The 15577-nt window shown below is 68.8% G+C and carries 16 protein-coding genes; 8 read left to right on the forward strand and 8 right to left on the reverse strand.

Annotated elements, in window-relative coordinates:
- Positions 1 to 154: 154 nt before the first annotated feature.
- Positions 155 to 1126, reverse strand: a complete 972-nt coding sequence (locus U9983_RS13705; protein WP_322754395.1) for a Ku protein — start codon at positions 1124 to 1126, stop codon at positions 155 to 157.
- A 586-nt stretch (positions 1127 to 1712) separates the two neighbouring features.
- Here U9983_RS13705 and U9983_RS13710 point away from each other — a divergent pair.
- The 3 genes from U9983_RS13710 to U9983_RS13720 all read left to right on the forward strand — a co-directional run bounded on the left by U9983_RS13710 (position 1713) and on the right by U9983_RS13720 (position 3158).
- Positions 1713 to 1928 carry a hypothetical protein gene (locus U9983_RS13710; RefSeq protein WP_322750676.1) on the forward strand — a complete coding sequence of 72 codons (216 nt, stop codon included), beginning with the start codon at positions 1713 to 1715 and terminating at the stop codon, positions 1926 to 1928.
- A gap of 159 nt (positions 1929 to 2087) precedes the next feature.
- Positions 2088 to 2771, forward strand: coding sequence for a TetR/AcrR family transcriptional regulator (locus U9983_RS13715; RefSeq protein WP_322750685.1), 684 nt, complete (start codon positions 2088 to 2090; stop codon positions 2769 to 2771).
- Between the two features lie 159 nt (positions 2772 to 2930).
- Complete coding sequence (locus U9983_RS13720) at positions 2931 to 3158, forward strand: DUF3107 domain-containing protein (protein ID WP_322750677.1); 228 nt, start codon at positions 2931 to 2933, stop codon at positions 3156 to 3158.
- Positions 3159 to 3307: 149 nt separating this feature from the next.
- Here the strand turns inward: U9983_RS13720 and U9983_RS13725 are convergent, their stop codons facing one another.
- Positions 3308 to 4006 carry a ferritin-like fold-containing protein gene (locus U9983_RS13725; RefSeq protein ID WP_322754396.1) on the reverse strand — a complete coding sequence of 233 codons (699 nt, stop codon included), beginning with the start codon at positions 4004 to 4006 and terminating at the stop codon, positions 3308 to 3310.
- Positions 4007 to 4367: 361 nt separating this feature from the next.
- Between U9983_RS13725 and U9983_RS13730 the strand changes: the two genes are divergently transcribed.
- From U9983_RS13730 to U9983_RS13740, 3 genes are read left to right on the forward strand one after another with little or no spacing between them, the layout of a single operon-like run.
- Positions 4368 to 6161 carry a DEAD/DEAH box helicase gene (locus tag U9983_RS13730; RefSeq protein ID WP_416211389.1) on the forward strand — a complete coding sequence of 598 codons (1794 nt, stop codon included), beginning with the start codon at positions 4368 to 4370 and terminating at the stop codon, positions 6159 to 6161.
- 33 nt (positions 6162 to 6194) lie between these two features.
- Positions 6195 to 7610, forward strand: a complete 1416-nt coding sequence (locus U9983_RS13735) for a hemolysin family protein (protein ID WP_322754397.1) — start codon at positions 6195 to 6197, stop codon at positions 7608 to 7610.
- 10 nt (positions 7611 to 7620) lie between these two features.
- Positions 7621 to 8730: a hemolysin family protein gene (locus U9983_RS13740; protein WP_322754398.1), complete on the forward strand. Its 1110-nt coding sequence runs from the start codon at positions 7621 to 7623 to the stop codon at positions 8728 to 8730.
- Between the two features lie 25 nt (positions 8731 to 8755).
- On the opposite strand, the gene U9983_RS13745 is transcribed toward U9983_RS13740, so the two are convergent.
- Positions 8756 to 9106, reverse strand: a complete 351-nt coding sequence (locus U9983_RS13745; RefSeq protein ID WP_322754399.1) for an antibiotic biosynthesis monooxygenase — start codon at positions 9104 to 9106, stop codon at positions 8756 to 8758.
- 187 nt (positions 9107 to 9293) lie between these two features.
- Between U9983_RS13745 and U9983_RS13750 the strand changes: the two genes are divergently transcribed.
- Complete coding sequence (locus U9983_RS13750; protein WP_322754400.1) at positions 9294 to 10229, forward strand: oxygenase MpaB family protein; 936 nt, start codon at positions 9294 to 9296, stop codon at positions 10227 to 10229.
- A gap of 31 nt (positions 10230 to 10260) precedes the next feature.
- Here the strand turns inward: U9983_RS13750 and U9983_RS13755 are convergent, their stop codons facing one another.
- Positions 10261 to 11136 carry a hypothetical protein gene (locus tag U9983_RS13755; protein WP_322754401.1) on the reverse strand — a complete coding sequence of 292 codons (876 nt, stop codon included), beginning with the start codon at positions 11134 to 11136 and terminating at the stop codon, positions 10261 to 10263.
- A gap of 73 nt (positions 11137 to 11209) precedes the next feature.
- On the reverse strand, positions 11210 to 12151 hold the full coding sequence (locus tag U9983_RS13760; RefSeq protein ID WP_322754402.1) for a toll/interleukin-1 receptor domain-containing protein: 942 nt from the start codon (positions 12149 to 12151) through the stop codon (positions 11210 to 11212).
- A gap of 285 nt (positions 12152 to 12436) precedes the next feature.
- On the opposite strand from U9983_RS13760, the gene U9983_RS13765 reads away from it, so the two are divergent.
- A complete protein-coding gene (locus U9983_RS13765) occupies positions 12437 to 13246 on the forward strand; it encodes a hypothetical protein (protein WP_322754403.1) in 810 nt (269 codons plus the stop codon).
- A 13-nt stretch (positions 13247 to 13259) separates the two neighbouring features.
- On the opposite strand, the gene U9983_RS13770 is transcribed toward U9983_RS13765, so the two are convergent.
- From U9983_RS13770 to U9983_RS13780, 3 genes are all read right to left on the reverse strand, one after another.
- Complete coding sequence (locus U9983_RS13770) at positions 13260 to 14426, reverse strand: pyridoxal phosphate-dependent aminotransferase (protein ID WP_322754408.1); 1167 nt, start codon at positions 14424 to 14426, stop codon at positions 13260 to 13262.
- 253 nt (positions 14427 to 14679) lie between these two features.
- The gene (locus U9983_RS13775) at positions 14680 to 14967 is read right to left on the reverse strand and encodes a hypothetical protein (protein WP_322754404.1); all 288 of its coding nucleotides are present in this window, start codon (positions 14965 to 14967) and stop codon (positions 14680 to 14682) included.
- A gap of 201 nt (positions 14968 to 15168) precedes the next feature.
- Positions 15169 to 15369, reverse strand: a complete 201-nt coding sequence (locus U9983_RS13780) for a hypothetical protein (RefSeq protein WP_322754405.1) — start codon at positions 15367 to 15369, stop codon at positions 15169 to 15171.
- Positions 15370 to 15577: the final 208 nt, after the last annotated feature.

The following is a 15577-nucleotide window of genomic DNA, read 5'->3' on the forward strand; positions in this document are numbered from 1 at the left end:
CGTCGCCTCCCATCGTCGCAGGCGACGGACGCACTCGTCCGGGATCCGCTGTACGGGATCGACGCGGTGCCCTCGTGACGGGAACGCCATCCATCCCAGCGCGCGGGCGGGCCGGGATGTTCCCCGCCCCCACCCGGATATGATCGCAACGATGTCAGGCGGTCCGGTGACGGACCGTCGAACCTGTGGACGTCGCCGCTGTCCCGGCTTTCTTCGCCCGCGTGCTCCGGCTGCCCGCGACTTTCCGCCCGGCTCCCGCGTCCCCGGCGCCATCGGGCGCGGCGCCATCGGGCGCGGCGCCGTTCGCCGCCGGGCCCGGATCGGGGCCGGCGCCCGCCGGGGCACCCTCCCTGTCCCTGCGCGCCGCCTCCACACTGGCGGCGAGAACAGCCATCAGGTCACCCGCGGCGTTGGCGGGCCGTCCCTCGCCGGGTGGCGTCACCATCTCGTTCCCGGACACCTTCGCCTCGATGACGGCTTGGAGCGCCTGGCGGTACCCGTCGGTGTACGGGGTCGGGTCGAAGTCGGCGGACAGCGTGTCGATCAACGCCTGCGCCATGGTCAGTTCCTGCGGGCGGAGGTCGACCTGATCAACCAGGAACGGGAACTCCGGGGCACGGACCTCGTCCGGCCAGATCATCGTCGACAGGACGAACACCCCGGCCCGGACCCTCAGGATCGCCAGCTGTTCGCGCTGGCGTAGGGCGACCTTGACCAGCGCGACCCGCCCCGACCCCTCGAGCGCGTCCCGGAGAAGTACGTACGGCCTGGTCCCGGTCCGGTCGGGTTCAACGTAGTAGTTCTTGGCGAAATAGATCGGGTCGACCTGCGCCAGCGGGACGAACTCCAGCACGTCAATCGTGTGGGACGTCGCCAACGGCAGGTTCGCGAAGTCGTCGTCGGTGAGCACGACGGTCTCCCCGGACGGCAGCTCGTACCCCTTGGCGATCTCGGAGTACGGCACCTCGGCGCCGTCCACCGCCGCCACCCGCTTGTAGCGGATGCGGGACCCGTCATCTCGTCTCACCTGATGGAACGACACGTCCCGCTCTTCGGTGGCCGAGTAGAGCCTGACCGGAATCGAGACGAGGCCGAAGGAGACCGCGCCTTTCCAGATCGACCGCATGCCCGCCCCTTACCGTGAGTTGGAGCATGTTCAAGGGTCTTCCCGCTCGGCATGATCGTTAGATCACCGATTCGCTCCGGCGAGCCACGATACATACCCAACAAACACACTCGTGTCCCAATTCTCCCTCACCGCGGCAGGGTATGGAAGGTGTATGGGCACAAAAGACGAACCCGAGGCAGGCATGTGGACACCGGGTCCGGGCCGATCAGGCGCCGATCAGACGCCGATCAGCAGGAGGATGCCCACACAAGCGGACCGACCCACCGAAGCAGGGGCAATCAGTAACAAAAATACTCCGAAGCGAGCACATTTCGTTACGGAAGGGCCCTGCCTGCACTGCGCCCCCACGGCCGTACCCGGCGGTTTCGCCCCCGGTCACCGCCGACCAGGTCCCGTCCTGCCGACAGCTGGCTGACCTGGTATTCATGGTGGGCGACATAGCGGGCCGAGTCGAAGAACACGGCGATCTTTTTGCCCCTTTGCCAGGCACGGCCGGCGCGAAGGTGGAAAGTTTCAGGGCGTCCGCGCGGCCGCCGCACACCAACAGACGATCACAGGCCGCAGGCACTGACAGGAGGAAGCCATGAGCTCACCGACGGACCTTCCGCTCGATGTGCGTGACATTCTCGACCGCCCCGACGTACCCGACGCGGACGCCGCGGAGCAGGCCCGCGAGGTCTCGACCCGCGAAGGGCTGGCGCCGGCGTCCACCTGGACGTTCCCCCTCGAGGTCGCGGAGTACGACGCGGCGCAACAGCGCATCGTCGTGGACGACGAGGACGAGGACGAGTACCGGTGAACCACCGGCTGACGGCTGCGCAGTCGTGATCTCTTCCGGGCTGCCGGCGGCCTGCACCTGAGGATCGTCGACCAAGCCCGGGTCGACCCGCCGATCAGCCTCATGCCATGTGGGAAAGTACTGGTGAGCGTGCCAATTGGCACCGAGGGAGGTGTACCGGTGAGCGCCGAGCCGTCCGCGCCGCAACCGCGGACGGGCAAGACCGCGCGACTACCCCGGACAGCACGCCGATTCCAGCTGCTGGGTGCGGCACGCGAGGTATTTGTTGCTCAGGGTTATCACGCGACTGCGATGGACGAGATCGCCGAACGTGCGGGCGTCAGCAAACCCGTGCTCTACCAGCACTTTCCCGGGAAGCTCGAACTGTACCTGGCACTGCTGGACGAACAGGCCCATTCGCTTGTGTCAAGCGTCCGCCGGGCACTTGCCTCCACCACCGACAACCACACCCGGATCGCTCGGTCGATCGCAGCCTACTTCGACTTCGTCGACGATCCGAGCGGGGCCTACCAGCTCGTCCTCGAGTCCGATCTACGCAGTGAGCCCGCGGTCCGCAAGCGGGTGGAGAACAGCTTCACCGCATGCGCCAACGCCATCGCCGCCGTCATCGCCGCGGACACCGGCGTCGGCCCCGCCGAGGCCGAGCTGTTGTCCATCGGGCTGGTGGGCCTCGCCGAGACAGGTGCCCGTTGGTGGCTGGTCACCGGCGGTGCGGTGGAGAAGGAGCGCGCTGTGGCGACCATGGTCGAGCTCGCCTGGCGAGGGCTCGCCGGCTACCCGCGACGCAACGCCGACGGTACCGACCAGGTACCGCCACGGTGTGCCGGTGAGCAGGAAGGCTGACGCCGCCGCGAGCCCTGACGCCGCCGGCGAGCCCTGACGCCTCCAGCGAACACAGTCCGACCGCGTCCCACCCCGGCCGGCACAGGCCCTATGGTGGCGACAGATCGCGCCAAAGCGCGATTGCCCTGATCGGTCGATCGAACGCGGAGGTCATCACTGGTGGAGGTCAAGATCGGCATCCAGAACGTCGGACGTGAGCTGGTCCTCGAGAGCAGCCAGTCACCGGAGGATGTGGCCCAGGCGGTCGCCGACGCGATCGCGTCGGAGCAGGGCCTGCTCACGCTCGTGGACGAGAAGGGCCGTCGGGTCATGGTCCCGGTCGCGAAGCTGGCCTACGTCGAGATCGCCGAGGCCGAGACGCGCCGGGTCGGCTTCGGCGCGCTCTGAGGTCGGTCGCGCCGATACCGACCGCCACCGGAGATCGCCAACTGCTGCCATCCGGCGGTTGAGCGGTTGAGCGGGTGCGAACAGGCATCCGCGGCGGGGTGATGCGGTGATACCGGGGGATGCCGGGGGATGCGTGCGATCCCTCGGCATCACGCGGACAGGCCGAGCGCATCCATCCGCGCCGCGTGTGCCTGGGCGATGCGGTTGAACATGTCCGCCAACGCCTGAAGATCACCCATCCCGGCCAGTAGACCGGTCAGCGCCTCCCGGTCCTCCGCCACCCGTTGGGCCTGGGTCAATGCCTCCCCAAGCAGCCGTCGGGCCCACAGCGCGAGCCGACCCGCGACGATCGGATGGGCCTCGATCGCGGCGCGGACACGTTCCACCGCGAACGCCGCGTGCCCGGTGTCGGCAAGGACGTCGAGGACCAGTTCGCGGGCGTCAGGTTCGAGCACCGACGCTGTCTCGCGGTAGAAATCGGCGACGATGTTGTCACCGACGTACACCTTGACCAGGCTCTCCAGCCAGTCCGCCGGCGCGGTGAGGTTATGGAAGAGGGTCAACGGCAGCACGAACGGCTCCATGGCCTTTTCGGAATCCACGCCCATCCGTAGCAGATGCTCCTGCACCGCCTCGAAGTGTGCGAACTCGGCCGCCGCCATGCGCGCAAGAGCGATCTTGTCCACCAATGTGGGCGCCATTCGCGCATCCGTGGCAAGGCGCTCGAACGCGCTCAGCTCACCGAAGGCCAACAACCCCAGCAGATCGATGACGGCGATCCGGGCCGCGGCAGCCTCGTCGGCAACCGTCTCAGCAACCTGCCCGGATACACCCGTACTGTCCGTCATCTCTGATCACCTCAGCGTCGTCCGGCTCGAACTGCCCCGAAATATGTCGACAGAACGAACACCGCCGAAACACCTTCTGCCTCAGGCACTCACGGCAGCCCGTCCCCCGGGTCACGGCCACCCTGCCGAAGGTCATTGTGTCGGAACATGTCTCAGAGACCTGTCCTCAGGTTATCCTTGTCATCAGCCGGGGGTTGACAAGGCCACTCCCGGCCCGAGCGGGCGTCGCCCCACCCCGGGTCAGCGGACCCCGCCGGTACATATCGCGAGCGGGTGCAGCGTCGGATCCCGCTCATAGCAGACCAGGAGCATCCCGCTGTCCGGTTCGACTGAAACCACAACACACCCGCACGACGAGCCCATCGACCTCCCTGACGCCGACGAAACGGTAGTCGCAACCGCGATACCGACGTCCGGTTTCGCAGACCTCGGTGTCCGCGAAGAGATCGTCGAGGCTCTCCGTGACCAGGGCATCCTCTCCCCCTTCCCCATCCAGGAACTGACACTTCCCCTCGCGCTGGCCGGCTCCGATCTCATCGGCCAGGCCCGCACCGGTACCGGCAAGACGCTCGCCTTCGGCATCCCGCTCGTGCAGGCCGTGACCAACCGGTCCGAGGGCGCTGCCGGGCTTCCCCAGGCCCTGGTGGTCGTTCCCACCCGCGAGCTGTGCGTTCAGGTTGCCGCCGACATCGGCCGGGCCGGCTCACGCCGAGGCCTGCGGGTGCTTTCGGTCTACGGCGGTCGCGCCTATGAGCCACAGCTGGCGGACCTGCGCACCGGTGTGGACATCGTCGTGGGTACCCCTGGCAGGCTGCTCGACCTGGCCCGCCAGAACGCGCTGGTCCTCACCGCCGTACGCATGCTCGTTCTCGACGAGGCCGACGAAATGCTCGACCTCGGCTTCCTGCCGGACGTCGAGCGCATACTCGCCCAGATCCCCGACATCCACCAGACGCTGCTCTTCTCGGCGACGATGCCGGGTCCGGTCGTGTCGCTGGCCCGTCGGTTCATGCGGCGGCCCGTCCACGTCACGGCGGAGCGCCCGGACGAGGGTCGCACCGTGCCGGACATCCGTCAGCACGTTTTCCGCGCCCACGCGCTTGACAAGATCGAAGTTCTGGCTCGAGTTCTGCAGGCCGAGGGGCGTGGCCTGGCCATCGTGTTCGTACGGACGCGACGCACCGCCGACAAGGTCGTCGACGACCTTGCCCGACGCGGCTTCGCCGCCGCGGCCGTGCACGGCGACATCGGCCAGGGCCAACGCGAGCAGGCGCTACGGGCGTTCCGAGCCGGCAAGATCGATGTTCTGGTTGCCACCGATGTGGCGGCCCGCGGCATCGACATCGGCGGGGTGACCCACGTGATCAACTATCAGTGCCCCGAGGACGAGAACGTCTACCTTCACCGCATCGGCCGCACCGGCCGGGCCGGCGGCAGCGGCGTGGCCGTGACCTTCGTCGACTGGGACGACATGTCCCGGTGGACCCTGGTCAACCGGGCGCTGGCGCTGTCCTTCGACACGCCGGTCGAGACCTATTCGACATCCCCGCACCTGTTTGAAGATCTCGAAATCCCCGCGAATGCCCGCGGCGTGCTGCCACACGCATCCCGTACCCGCGCCGGGCTGGCAGCTGAGGAGGTCGAGGACCTCGGGGAAACCGGTCGAGGCGCGCGACGCCGGCAGCGCCGGACCGGCGAGGGCTTCGACGCCACGGCAGCCGAGCAGCGAGCCGATCGGCCCGCCGGTCCCCGCGCCGCCCGCCCACGGCGGCGCACCCGTGGAGCCGGCGCCGCGGTCGCCGCGGTCGCCACGAACGACCTTACGAACGACCTTACGAACGTGGACCTGGCGGGGCCGAAGCTCGCGAGCCCGGCTCCCGGCCTGTTCCTCGAACCCGCGACGGTTGCGTCCACGGTGGTTCACCGGGACAACCTGGATCTCGATCACCACGGGCTCGACGGGCTCGACGGGCTCGACCTCGACGGGCTCGACCTCGACGATGAGGACGGCATCGCGGCGAACGGCCAGCCGGGTCCGCGCCGGCGCCGGCGGCGCAGGGGCGGCCGCGGCCGATCCGCCGGTACCCAGACCGCTGAGGTCGCTCTGCCCGGTGGGCTGGACGACCCGATCGAGCGGCAGGCGGAGTCAGCCTGACAATAAATACGTGAACGCTCACAGTAGGCCAAAATGATCAGTAACATTCTCGGCCTACTGATGATCGTCGTACTCATCGCCGGCAACGCACTGTTCGTGTCCGCCGAGTTCGCTCTGGTGGCGATCGACCGCAGCCAGCTCGAACAGGCCGCGGCGGACGGCTCCCGGAGAGCCACGCGGGTGCTTCGCGCCGTCCACTCGCTGTCGTTCCAGCTCTCGGGAGCGCAGCTGGGCATCACGCTGACATCGCTGGTGCTCGGATACGTCGCCGAACCGGCGCTGGCATCCCTGCTGATGCCGGCGATCAGGACGGTCGGGCTGCCGGACGGGGTCGCCCATGCAACTGCCGTGACCATTGCCCTACTCATCGCGACAATTTCACAGATGGTCTTCGGTGAGCTGTTCCCGAAAAACGTCGCAATCGCGACACCACTGACCGTCGCCGAACGGGTGGTCGGGCCGCAGATGCTCTTCTCACGCATCTGTCGGCCGGCAATCGTGCTCCTGAACGGATCGGCCAACCGCCTGTTGCGCGCGCTCGGCATCGAGCCGCAGGACGAGCTGCGGTCGGCTCGTTCCCCGTCCGAACTCGGCTGGCTGGTGCGCTCATCAGCCGAACAGGGCACGCTGCCCGGCAATACGGCGACGCTGCTGCGTCGGTCGCTACGGTTGCGTGAGCGCACCGCGCAGGATGTCATGACACCCCGGGTTCAGGTGGTCGCGCTCCACGCCGACGACAACGTGGCGGATCTGCTGCGGGTGGCCGAGCGGTCGGGTCACTCCCGCTTCCCCGTGCTGCGGCGCTCGACCAGGCGCGAAACTGCGCCGAACACCGCGGCTGACAGCACCAACGTCGACGACGTGGTCGCAGTTGTCCATGTCAAGGACGCCTTCGGCGTCTCCCAGCCCGCTCGCGCGGTCACACCGGTCAGCCAGATCATGGTCCCGCCGGTGATGGTGCCGAACTCACTGGGCTGCGACGATCTCCTCACCACCCTGCGCGGCCACAGCCTCCAACTCGCCATCGTCATCGACGAGTACGGCGACATCGCCGGCATCGTCACCCTGGAGGACCTCGTCGAAGAGCTCGTCGGCGACGTTGCAGACGAGTACGACCCACCGCAGACACCGGATGCGACCGCCCGCGCGGACGGGAGCTGGGTGCTGTCCGGCCTGCTCCGCGTGGACGAGGTCGCCGACAGTACCGGCGTCGCGCTACCCGACGGCCCGTACGAGACGCTCGCCGGCCTCGTCCTGCACCGGCTCGGACGGATACCCCGCGTCGGTGACACGGTCACGGTCGCCGGCCACCAGCTCACCGTCGACGAGATGGACCACCGCCGCATCGACCGCATCCGCGTGACCGTAGCGGCGGGCCGGCCGAGTCCAGGTCCAGGTCCGGACCGGCGGGTCGACCCATCCACCGGTGGGAACGAACGGACCCGGTGAGGGGACGCCGATGACGCTGCTCAACCTCATCGGCGCTGTCATCCTGCTGGCCGGCAACGCCTTCTTCGTCGGTGCCGAGTTCGCCGTCATCTCGGTCCGCCGCGACCGGATCGCACCCATGGCGGCCGCGGGTGACCACCGCGCCCGCACGGTCGGCACGGCGATCGAAAACCTGTCGCTCATGCTTGCCGCGTCCCAGCTCGGTATCACGATCTGTTCGCTGGGACTCGGCGCGGTGGCCGAGCCCTCCGTCGCTCACCTGCTCGAGGGAAGCCTGCGCGCACTCGGCGTCCCCGCGAGCATGTACAGACCGATCGGGCTGGCGGTCGCGCTGGCGATCGTCGCCTGCCTGCACATCGTGCTCGGCGAGATGGTGCCGAAGAACATCGCTCTCGCCGGGCCGGAGCAGGCCGCGCTGCGGCTCGCGCCGCCGCTGGTGCGGTTCGCGCGCCTGGCCCGCCCCCTGATCGTCTTTCTCAACGCAGTTGCCAACTGGTGCGTCCGGCTCGTCGGGGTCACGCCGGTGGACGAGCTCAGCACCGCCTACACCCCGGACCAGCTCGCGGTCATGATCGCCGAATCCCGACAGCAGGGACTACTGGAGGACTACGAGCACAACCTGCTCACCGGCGCGCTGGAACTGCCCGAGCGAACCGCCCGCTCGGTCATGATTCCCCTCGATGAGACCGTGGCCGTGCCGTGGTCGGTCAGTGCGGCCGAGCTGGAGATGTTGGTCGCCCGAACCGGATTCTCCCGCTTTCCGGTCCGGGCTCCGAACGCATCTGCCCCAGCGGCCACCGAGACACCCACCGACCTGGCTGCACCCGGTACCACGGCCACGGCAGGTACGATGATCGTCGGCTTCGTCCACGCCAAGGACGTCCTTGGAATCCAGAGCGACGCCCGGGACGAACCGCTGCCGCCGCGCCGGCTCCGACCCATGGTCGAGGTCCGCCCGGACCTGCCACTGGACGAGGTGCTACGGCTGATGCAGCGGACCGGCTGCCATCTCGGCCGCGTACCCGGACCGGGTGGCACGACCATCGGGGTCGTCGCGCTCGAGGACGTGGTGGAAGAATTCGTGGGCGAGATCGAGGACGCCAGCCACCGGATGCGCTGACCTGGCGGGTCAGGCCGTCACGTAGTCAGGTGGTCTTGGGCGCGGCCGCCGCCACCACCTCGAAGGACCACAGTTGCGCCCCGGTCGCGGCGGGCTGCGACCCGGTCGCGGCCGGTCCGCCGGATCCGCCGGATCCGCCGGATCCGCCATGACCAGCCTGGAAGGCGTTGGACGCCTGCCACGTGCCGAAGTCCTCTTCGCTGCGCCAACGCGTGTACACGAGATAGGCGTCAGTGCCCTCCACCGGACGCAGCAGCTCGAACCACTCGAACCCGTCGGCCGCCTCCACCATGCCCGCCCGACCGGCGAAGCGCTGCTCCAAAGTGGCCCGCATCTCGGCCGGAACGGTCAACACATTGATCTTCACGATGCTCATGAGGCCACGTTAGTTCGTCCGGCGCGCTGTCGTGCGGGCCTACCCCTGCCCATGAGACCGATCTGCCACATCATCACCATAAGACGATAGATCGATACGTTGAGTACCGCCTGCATCGGGTTGCCATCCTCATGCGACACTATCTGGCGTCATTCGATTCCATAACGTCCCGAGCGAGGATGCGCGAGTGGCTGACCAACGGCATCGGATGCACGCGGGCGCGGCTCCGGGCGCAGAGCCGACGCAGCCGGACGGGGATGTCGGCCTGTTCGGACCGTCCAGCGTGACCTGGCGGGTACACGACGACCCGAGCATGGTCATCGCCGGGATCCGGGCGCTGCTCCTGCAGGCGGTGCACCCGCTGGCCATGGCCGGTGTCGCCCATCACTCCACCTATCGGAACGACCCGTGGGGACGCCTGCGGCGGACCGTCGACTATGTCGGCACGATCACCTATGGGAGCACGGACGCCGCCCACCGCGCGGCCGCGCGGGTACGCCGGGTGCACGCGGGCATCCACGGTGTGGAGGCGGGCAGCGGCCGGCCCTACCGGGCCGCCGATCCCGAGCTGCTGCTGTGGGTGCACGTGAGCGAGGTCGAGTCCTTCCTCAGCACGACCCGCCGATGTGGCCTGGCCCTCACCGAGCGTCAGGCCGACACCTACTTCGCCGAGCAGGTCCGCGCGGCCGAACTCGTCGGCATCCCCGCGCGTGACGTCCCGTCCAGCCGGGCGGAGGTCGAGCGTTACCTCACCCGAATACGGCCGGGGCTGCGGGTGACCGCGGCGTCCCGGGAAGCGGTCGGGATCATCCTGCGGCCGCCGATGCCCCGGTGGGTGGCGCTGGCCACCCCGGCGCGACCCGCGTGGTCAGCACTGGCCGCCATCGCGGTCGGGATGCTCCCCGGTTGGACCCGCCGGCTCTACGGGTTACCCGACGTCGCCGCGGTGGAGCTGATCGCGTCCCTGTGCGGCAAAGCGGCACGCGCGGCACTCCTCGGACTGCCGCGCTCGCTCTTCCAGACACCCGCCACCCTGCGATGCCCCGCCCTGCGATGCCCCGCCGTGGCGGCACCGACCGAAGAACCCACCGGAGCATGTATCGATCTGACCGGTACCGGTTAGACCGAACCTGCGGGAAGGCGGTGGCAATGATTCACGAGGCTGTCTGCCCGGTGATCCGTCGCAGGCCGCGGAGGACGAGCGCGACCATCTCGTCGATGTCGTCGGTGGTGAACAGGGTCTCATTCTCGGCGAGGTCCAAGCCGTTGGCGAGCCCGCGGGGGCCGGCGGCCCGCAGTTCGTCGAGCAGGGTGTCGTACTCGACCGGGGTGCCGGCGCGAGCGGCTTCCGCCACGAGCTCGCCATAGTCCGCGCGGGCTGCGAGCTGGCTGTCCAGCTCCAGATCAGGTGGCCGGCCGCCCGTCACGGCCTCGATGACCCGCTCGGTACAGCCACCGAACCCACCCAGCAGGAACAGTGGCCGGCCGGCCCGCAGGGTCAGCACGGCCTCCTCCAACAGGCCCGGGTAGAGCCCGGAGCCGACCATGACCCCGCCGCCGAGCATCACCCTCGCGTCGGTCTCGGCCGCCATCCGTTCACGCATCCCGGTCAGCGCACGCGCCCGCTTCCACCGCGCCGCCGCCGTTTCCGCGGCGCCGCGCAGATCCGGGTCGTCCGGGCTGATCTCCCGCGGCGGGAGGACACCGACGACCGTGGCCACGTCGACCAGCTCAGCCTGCTCATCCACACCAAGCCGGAGGAACAGATGCCAGGCCAGGTAGTCGGTCACCCGTTCCGGCCCGGGCCGGCCGGGCAGGTCGTAGGTGTCGACAAGATCGAACAGGACCCGGCTGTACCCACCGGGCCGCAGATCACCGCCATAGGCAAGGGACCCGCCGGCGGCCAGGACATGCCGCGCGATCTCGACGAACGCGTGGCGCTGGTGCAGCAGTCCCAGACCGCGCCGGACAAGATCCGGACTGTCGGAGACCGAGACGGCCACCCGGACATCCGCAAGCGAACTCAACACCAACCTCCCCGCACACCCCGCCACCGCAGGCTGTCACATCGACGACAGGATCGGCGCATCGAGAACAGCATCGTCACATCGAGAACAGCATCGTCGGTGTAAGCGCCCGGAGCGACCCTTCGATCTTCCTCAGCAGCTGCGTCTCCTCAGTTCCCAGCGGTGGATCAGGATAGAGAAGATCGACCAAGGCCCCGCCGCCGGCGATCCGAGGAAGATCGAGAAGCGTCAGCAGCTCCGGCGGTCGCGCCAGCAGATGCGGCGGTGGGACGACACCGTGCTTGGCACACATCTCAGCAACCCGCAGCGGAAAATACCGGTGCGTCAACGTCTCCATCAACAGCGCACCGAGGAGCTGATCGAGAACGGTCCGCGAGTCGCCGTGCCATCGGACGGTCGGAACGTTACCGAGGTACGGGAAGGCCCGCGCCGATCTGTTCGTGATCGCGTCCAGGACGACCATCGGCATGGCCGCCCGCTTCGCGCCGAGGAACTCCCGCTGACACCACACCCTCGAACTGTAGGAATCCGTGTTGACCGCGAGCAGCGCGCAACCGGCAACCGCAGCGTCGAGAATTTCAGCGAACGGGTCGCCGCCGGCAAGGTGGTGCGCGTCGAGGAAGTCGTCGACATCGGTCTCGGTCCGTAGATGGCGACTCACCTCCCGCGCAATGTCACCGCCGTCGCGCGATGCGTAGCTGATGAATACCCGGACCGGTGCCGAACCGCCGATCTGGCGGCACACCCGGTGGGTGAGGTGATTCAGAAAGATCTGCTCACGAAGCCCGTCCGGGGTCGTGTGCAGGTCGACGACGTCGACGTGGGCCACGGCAGGTATGCGGGCGAAGTGAGGTGTGAGCGCGAACGGCAGGAGCCAGTTACCGGACCCTGCGCTCACTGCCCGAACCAGGTCGGCAAGATAGTCGTGCCAGCCCGCGCTCACCAGGCCGTTGTCGACAAGGAGGACGACGACGTTGCGCTCGGCCCGGTCGAGAGCGACGGGCGGCGGTGGGTCCACGCCCCAGGGTGATGCCGTGGAATCGCCGGCTGACCAGTGGCGCACCGGAATTCCCGGCGATCGTATGTTCGGCCGTGACGGGTCAGCCGCAAGATGCGTGAAGGCAGCGCGTGCGAGTCCGTCGACATCCGGACGGCCGGAGCGCCAGACCACATGCACGGCAACTGGCGGCCGCCTGACGGCGGTCACCAAAGGTCGCCAATCGGGTCCAGATGCACCCCGGCACAATAGCGATAATGACCCCGTAGTCGGATCAGCGGGCCCGCTGGCCTAACCTGATCAGACATGGCGCAACTTCCCCGGGTGGCGGTGCTCGGGCGCGGACCCACCGCCGGCGTGACCGTCTTCGCGCTCGTCGACTCCGGCCTGGACGCACGCCTGTTCGTACCCGCCGCGGCCCCTGCCAGGCCCGTGGTCACGGGTGCCGAGCGCCCGGCGACGGTGACAGCGGCCCCGACGCCCGCCGAGGACTATTTGCGCGAGCGCGGACTCGCCGACCGGATCACACGGCTCGACGGCGACAGCGGCATTCGCCCGGATGACACCCGTCCCGTTGACACCGGCCGCCGGCCCTTCGATCTCCGCGGCAGCGACCAACAGGTGACCCGATGGGATGTCGTGGTGGTCACCGAAGACCCCGTCGAAGACCAGGCCGAAGACCAGGCCGACCGCGCGGCCGGCCCCAGCATCGGATCGCCGCTGTTCGGCGGTGTCTTCAGCCTGGACACCGACGGCGTGTACCGATGCGGGCGCCTGCCCGGGTCGGTGGACGGGTCGGTGGACGGCGCCGACACCGTTCGGCTCGCTGACGCCCAGGGCCGCTGGATCAGCGAGTACCTGCGTGGCCGCTACCTGCTACCGCCACGTTCAGTAATGCTGGCGGCGGCCGGGCTGCCAGCGGCCGGCCCCGCCAGCTGGCTGCGATCACACGCTGACCGCCTTCGCGCTTCATGGCATGGCAGGCATCGCAGGCCTGGCCGGCCCGCCGTGCAGGGTTACCTGCGCTGGCTGGGCGCCGAGCTGCGCCGCGGCCGGGCGCGGGCGGCCGAAGGCGGCTACCCCATCCCCGTGCCCTCCCTGATCACCGCCGAATGATCCACAACGCGGTTCAGGCGAGGACCGCCAAGCGGTCGGCCGCCGCCCGCAGGGTGTCGAGTCGCTTCGGGAACGCAAACCGGAGGATGTGCCGACCGTCCGCGGGATCGGCGAAGAACGACGAACCGGGAACCGCCGCGACCCCGGTCGTGGCAAGCACGCGGCGGGCGAATGCGACATCCTCGCCGGCGGGGTCCAGTGATCGGGTTCCGCACATGACGTAGTACGCGCCGTCGGGCGGCCGGACCTCGAATCCGGCCGCGGCCAGCGCGCCGCACAACAGGTCACGCCGCTGCCGGTACTCGGCCGCGATGGCGTCGTAGTAGCTCGCCGGCAACGCCATCGCGGCGACCCCGCCCGCCTGCAGAGGAGCAGCCGCGCCCACGGTCAGGAAGTCGTGGACCTTGCGGATGGCGGCGGTATAGGCCGGCGGCGCGACAGTCCAGCCGACCCGCCATCCGGTCACCGCGTAGGTCTTGGACAGGGCGTTGATGGTAATCGTACGGTCCGTGAGACCGGGCACTGTCGCGGGCGGGACATGCCCACCCGGACCGAGATAGTGGATGTGCTCGTAGATCTCATCGGTGATGACAAGCGCGTCGTGCCGCTGGCACAACTCGGCGAGCAACTCCAGTTCCGCGCGTGTGAAGACCTTGCCGGTCGGGTTGTGCGGCGTGTTGATCACGACAGCACGCACCCGGTCGGAGAAGGCGGCGCGCAGCTCGGCCTCGTCGATGCTCCAGTCGGGTCCGTGCAGTCGGACGAGCCTGGGCCGAGCGCCGGACAGGATCGCATCCGGGCCGTAGTTCTCGTAGAAGGGCTCGAACAGCAGCACCTCGTCGCCGGGATCCACCAGCGCCAGCATCGCCGCGATCATCGCCTCAGTGGAGCCACAGGTCACACAGATCTCGGTCTCCGGGTCCACCGTCCAGCCCGGATAGGTGCGGGCGACCTTGTCGGCAATCGCGTGCCGCAACGCCGTCGCCCCCCAGGTGATCGCGTACTGGTTGTCGTCGGCGTCGATGGCGGCCTTCGCCGCCTCCTTCAACTCGGCGGGGCAGGAGAAGTCCGGAAAGCCCTGCGCCAGGTTGATCCCGTCATGGGCCAGGCAAAGCCGCGTCATCTCCCGGATGACCGACTCGGTGAAGGTCCCGGCCTTCACCGACACCCGGGGCGGGATCGCGCCGGTCGGTCGATCGTGTGCGCCCGGAGCGGAAGGCCGGACACGGGGTGGTGCGACCGCGTGTCCGACACTCGCCTGTTCTGTCACGCCCTCATCATGGCCCGCACCGCCGTCACGCGGCACCGCACCGGCCCGCACGGACACCACGGCGTCAGTGACGGCTGGTCCCGCGACCCGCTCGCGCCCGCCCGCCCGCGACGCCTGACCGCGGACGCGCGATCACATCCTTGTCCGCGCCTGCAGTGCACTCCTACACCTGGCTGGCCTGAACCTGGCCGTGGTGGCCCGCCGTCCCGACCGCCGACGTCGTCACCATCCGGTCCACGAGCACACTCAGTACCCGCGCGTGGCCTGGCGGCTCAGCTCCGGCAGCAGCTCCCACCGCGTCGCCGCCGATGGCTTCGCCGGGGTCTGGGGGGCGCGCTCCCGTTCTCGCTGTCCACGACGCATCGCCTTCGCCCGAGTCACGGGCCCGCAACCGCGCTACCAGCTCGACCAGCCGCAGTAGGCCCTCACTGCTGATAATCGGCCTGTTCACGCGCTCGTGCCCATCGCCCCCTGCACTGTGGCAAGCAGACTGAGGGGGTGCGGAAGAATATTAAACAGGATCGTGTAGGCAGGATAGCCGCATGCAGTGAGAGTGAATTCAGGGTCTGCATCCAGAAGGCGGTCGACCGTCTTCTCCGTACTCCGGAGTGCGTGTACTTCCGGGGAGCCGACGCCATGACGACCCTTCCTTTCAGACAGTGAACTTCAGGTCCGCTGTCCACAGAAACGGGATCGCTCCAAACTCGGCCTGCAAGACGGAGAGGTCGTAGCGGTAGCCGGCGGCCCGGTCGGCCGCGGTGAACGGGTGCGGCAGACGTGCCAGCCATTTCCGCAGCAGGGCGTCGATCTGCCCGGGTCCGAGCGTGTCGCAGATCGCCTGCAGGGTGGGCACGTCGTCGACGGCGGCGAAGGCGTTGTCCAGCGCGGTGAAACCGATGCCCGCGTGGGCGGCCTGACGTTTGGCCCATTCGTGCCCGTTGATGCACAGTTTGGCGTTGTAGGGGAAGTACTAAAGGGAATATAAGTAGCTGGACTCCGGCAGGCCCGTGACCTGCACAGATGCATTTTCTCGGGTCCAGTAACCAGGATTCCCATTAGTA

The organism is Protofrankia sp. Cas3 (genome assembly GCF_963555955.1).
GTDB lineage: Bacteria > Actinomycetota > Actinomycetes > Frankiales > Frankiaceae > Protofrankia.

Coding starts and splice junctions, on each gene's coding strand:
- U9983_RS13765 (WP_322754403.1), top strand. CDS start 12,437: ATGGCGCAACTTCCCCGGGTGGCGGTGCTCGGGCGCGGACCCACCGCC.
- U9983_RS13740 (WP_322754398.1), top strand. CDS start 7,621: ATGACGCTGCTCAACCTCATCGGCGCTGTCATCCTGCTGGCCGGCAAC.
- U9983_RS13725 (WP_322754396.1), bottom strand. CDS start 4,006: ATGACGGACAGTACGGGTGTATCCGGGCAGGTTGCTGAGACGGTTGCC.
- U9983_RS13705 (WP_322754395.1), bottom strand. CDS start 1,126: ATGCGGTCGATCTGGAAAGGCGCGGTCTCCTTCGGCCTCGTCTCGATT.
- U9983_RS13745 (WP_322754399.1), bottom strand. CDS start 9,106: ATGAGCATCGTGAAGATCAATGTGTTGACCGTTCCGGCCGAGATGCGG.
- U9983_RS13735 (WP_322754397.1), top strand. CDS start 6,195: ATGATCAGTAACATTCTCGGCCTACTGATGATCGTCGTACTCATCGCC.
- U9983_RS13710 (WP_322750676.1), top strand. CDS start 1,713: ATGAGCTCACCGACGGACCTTCCGCTCGATGTGCGTGACATTCTCGAC.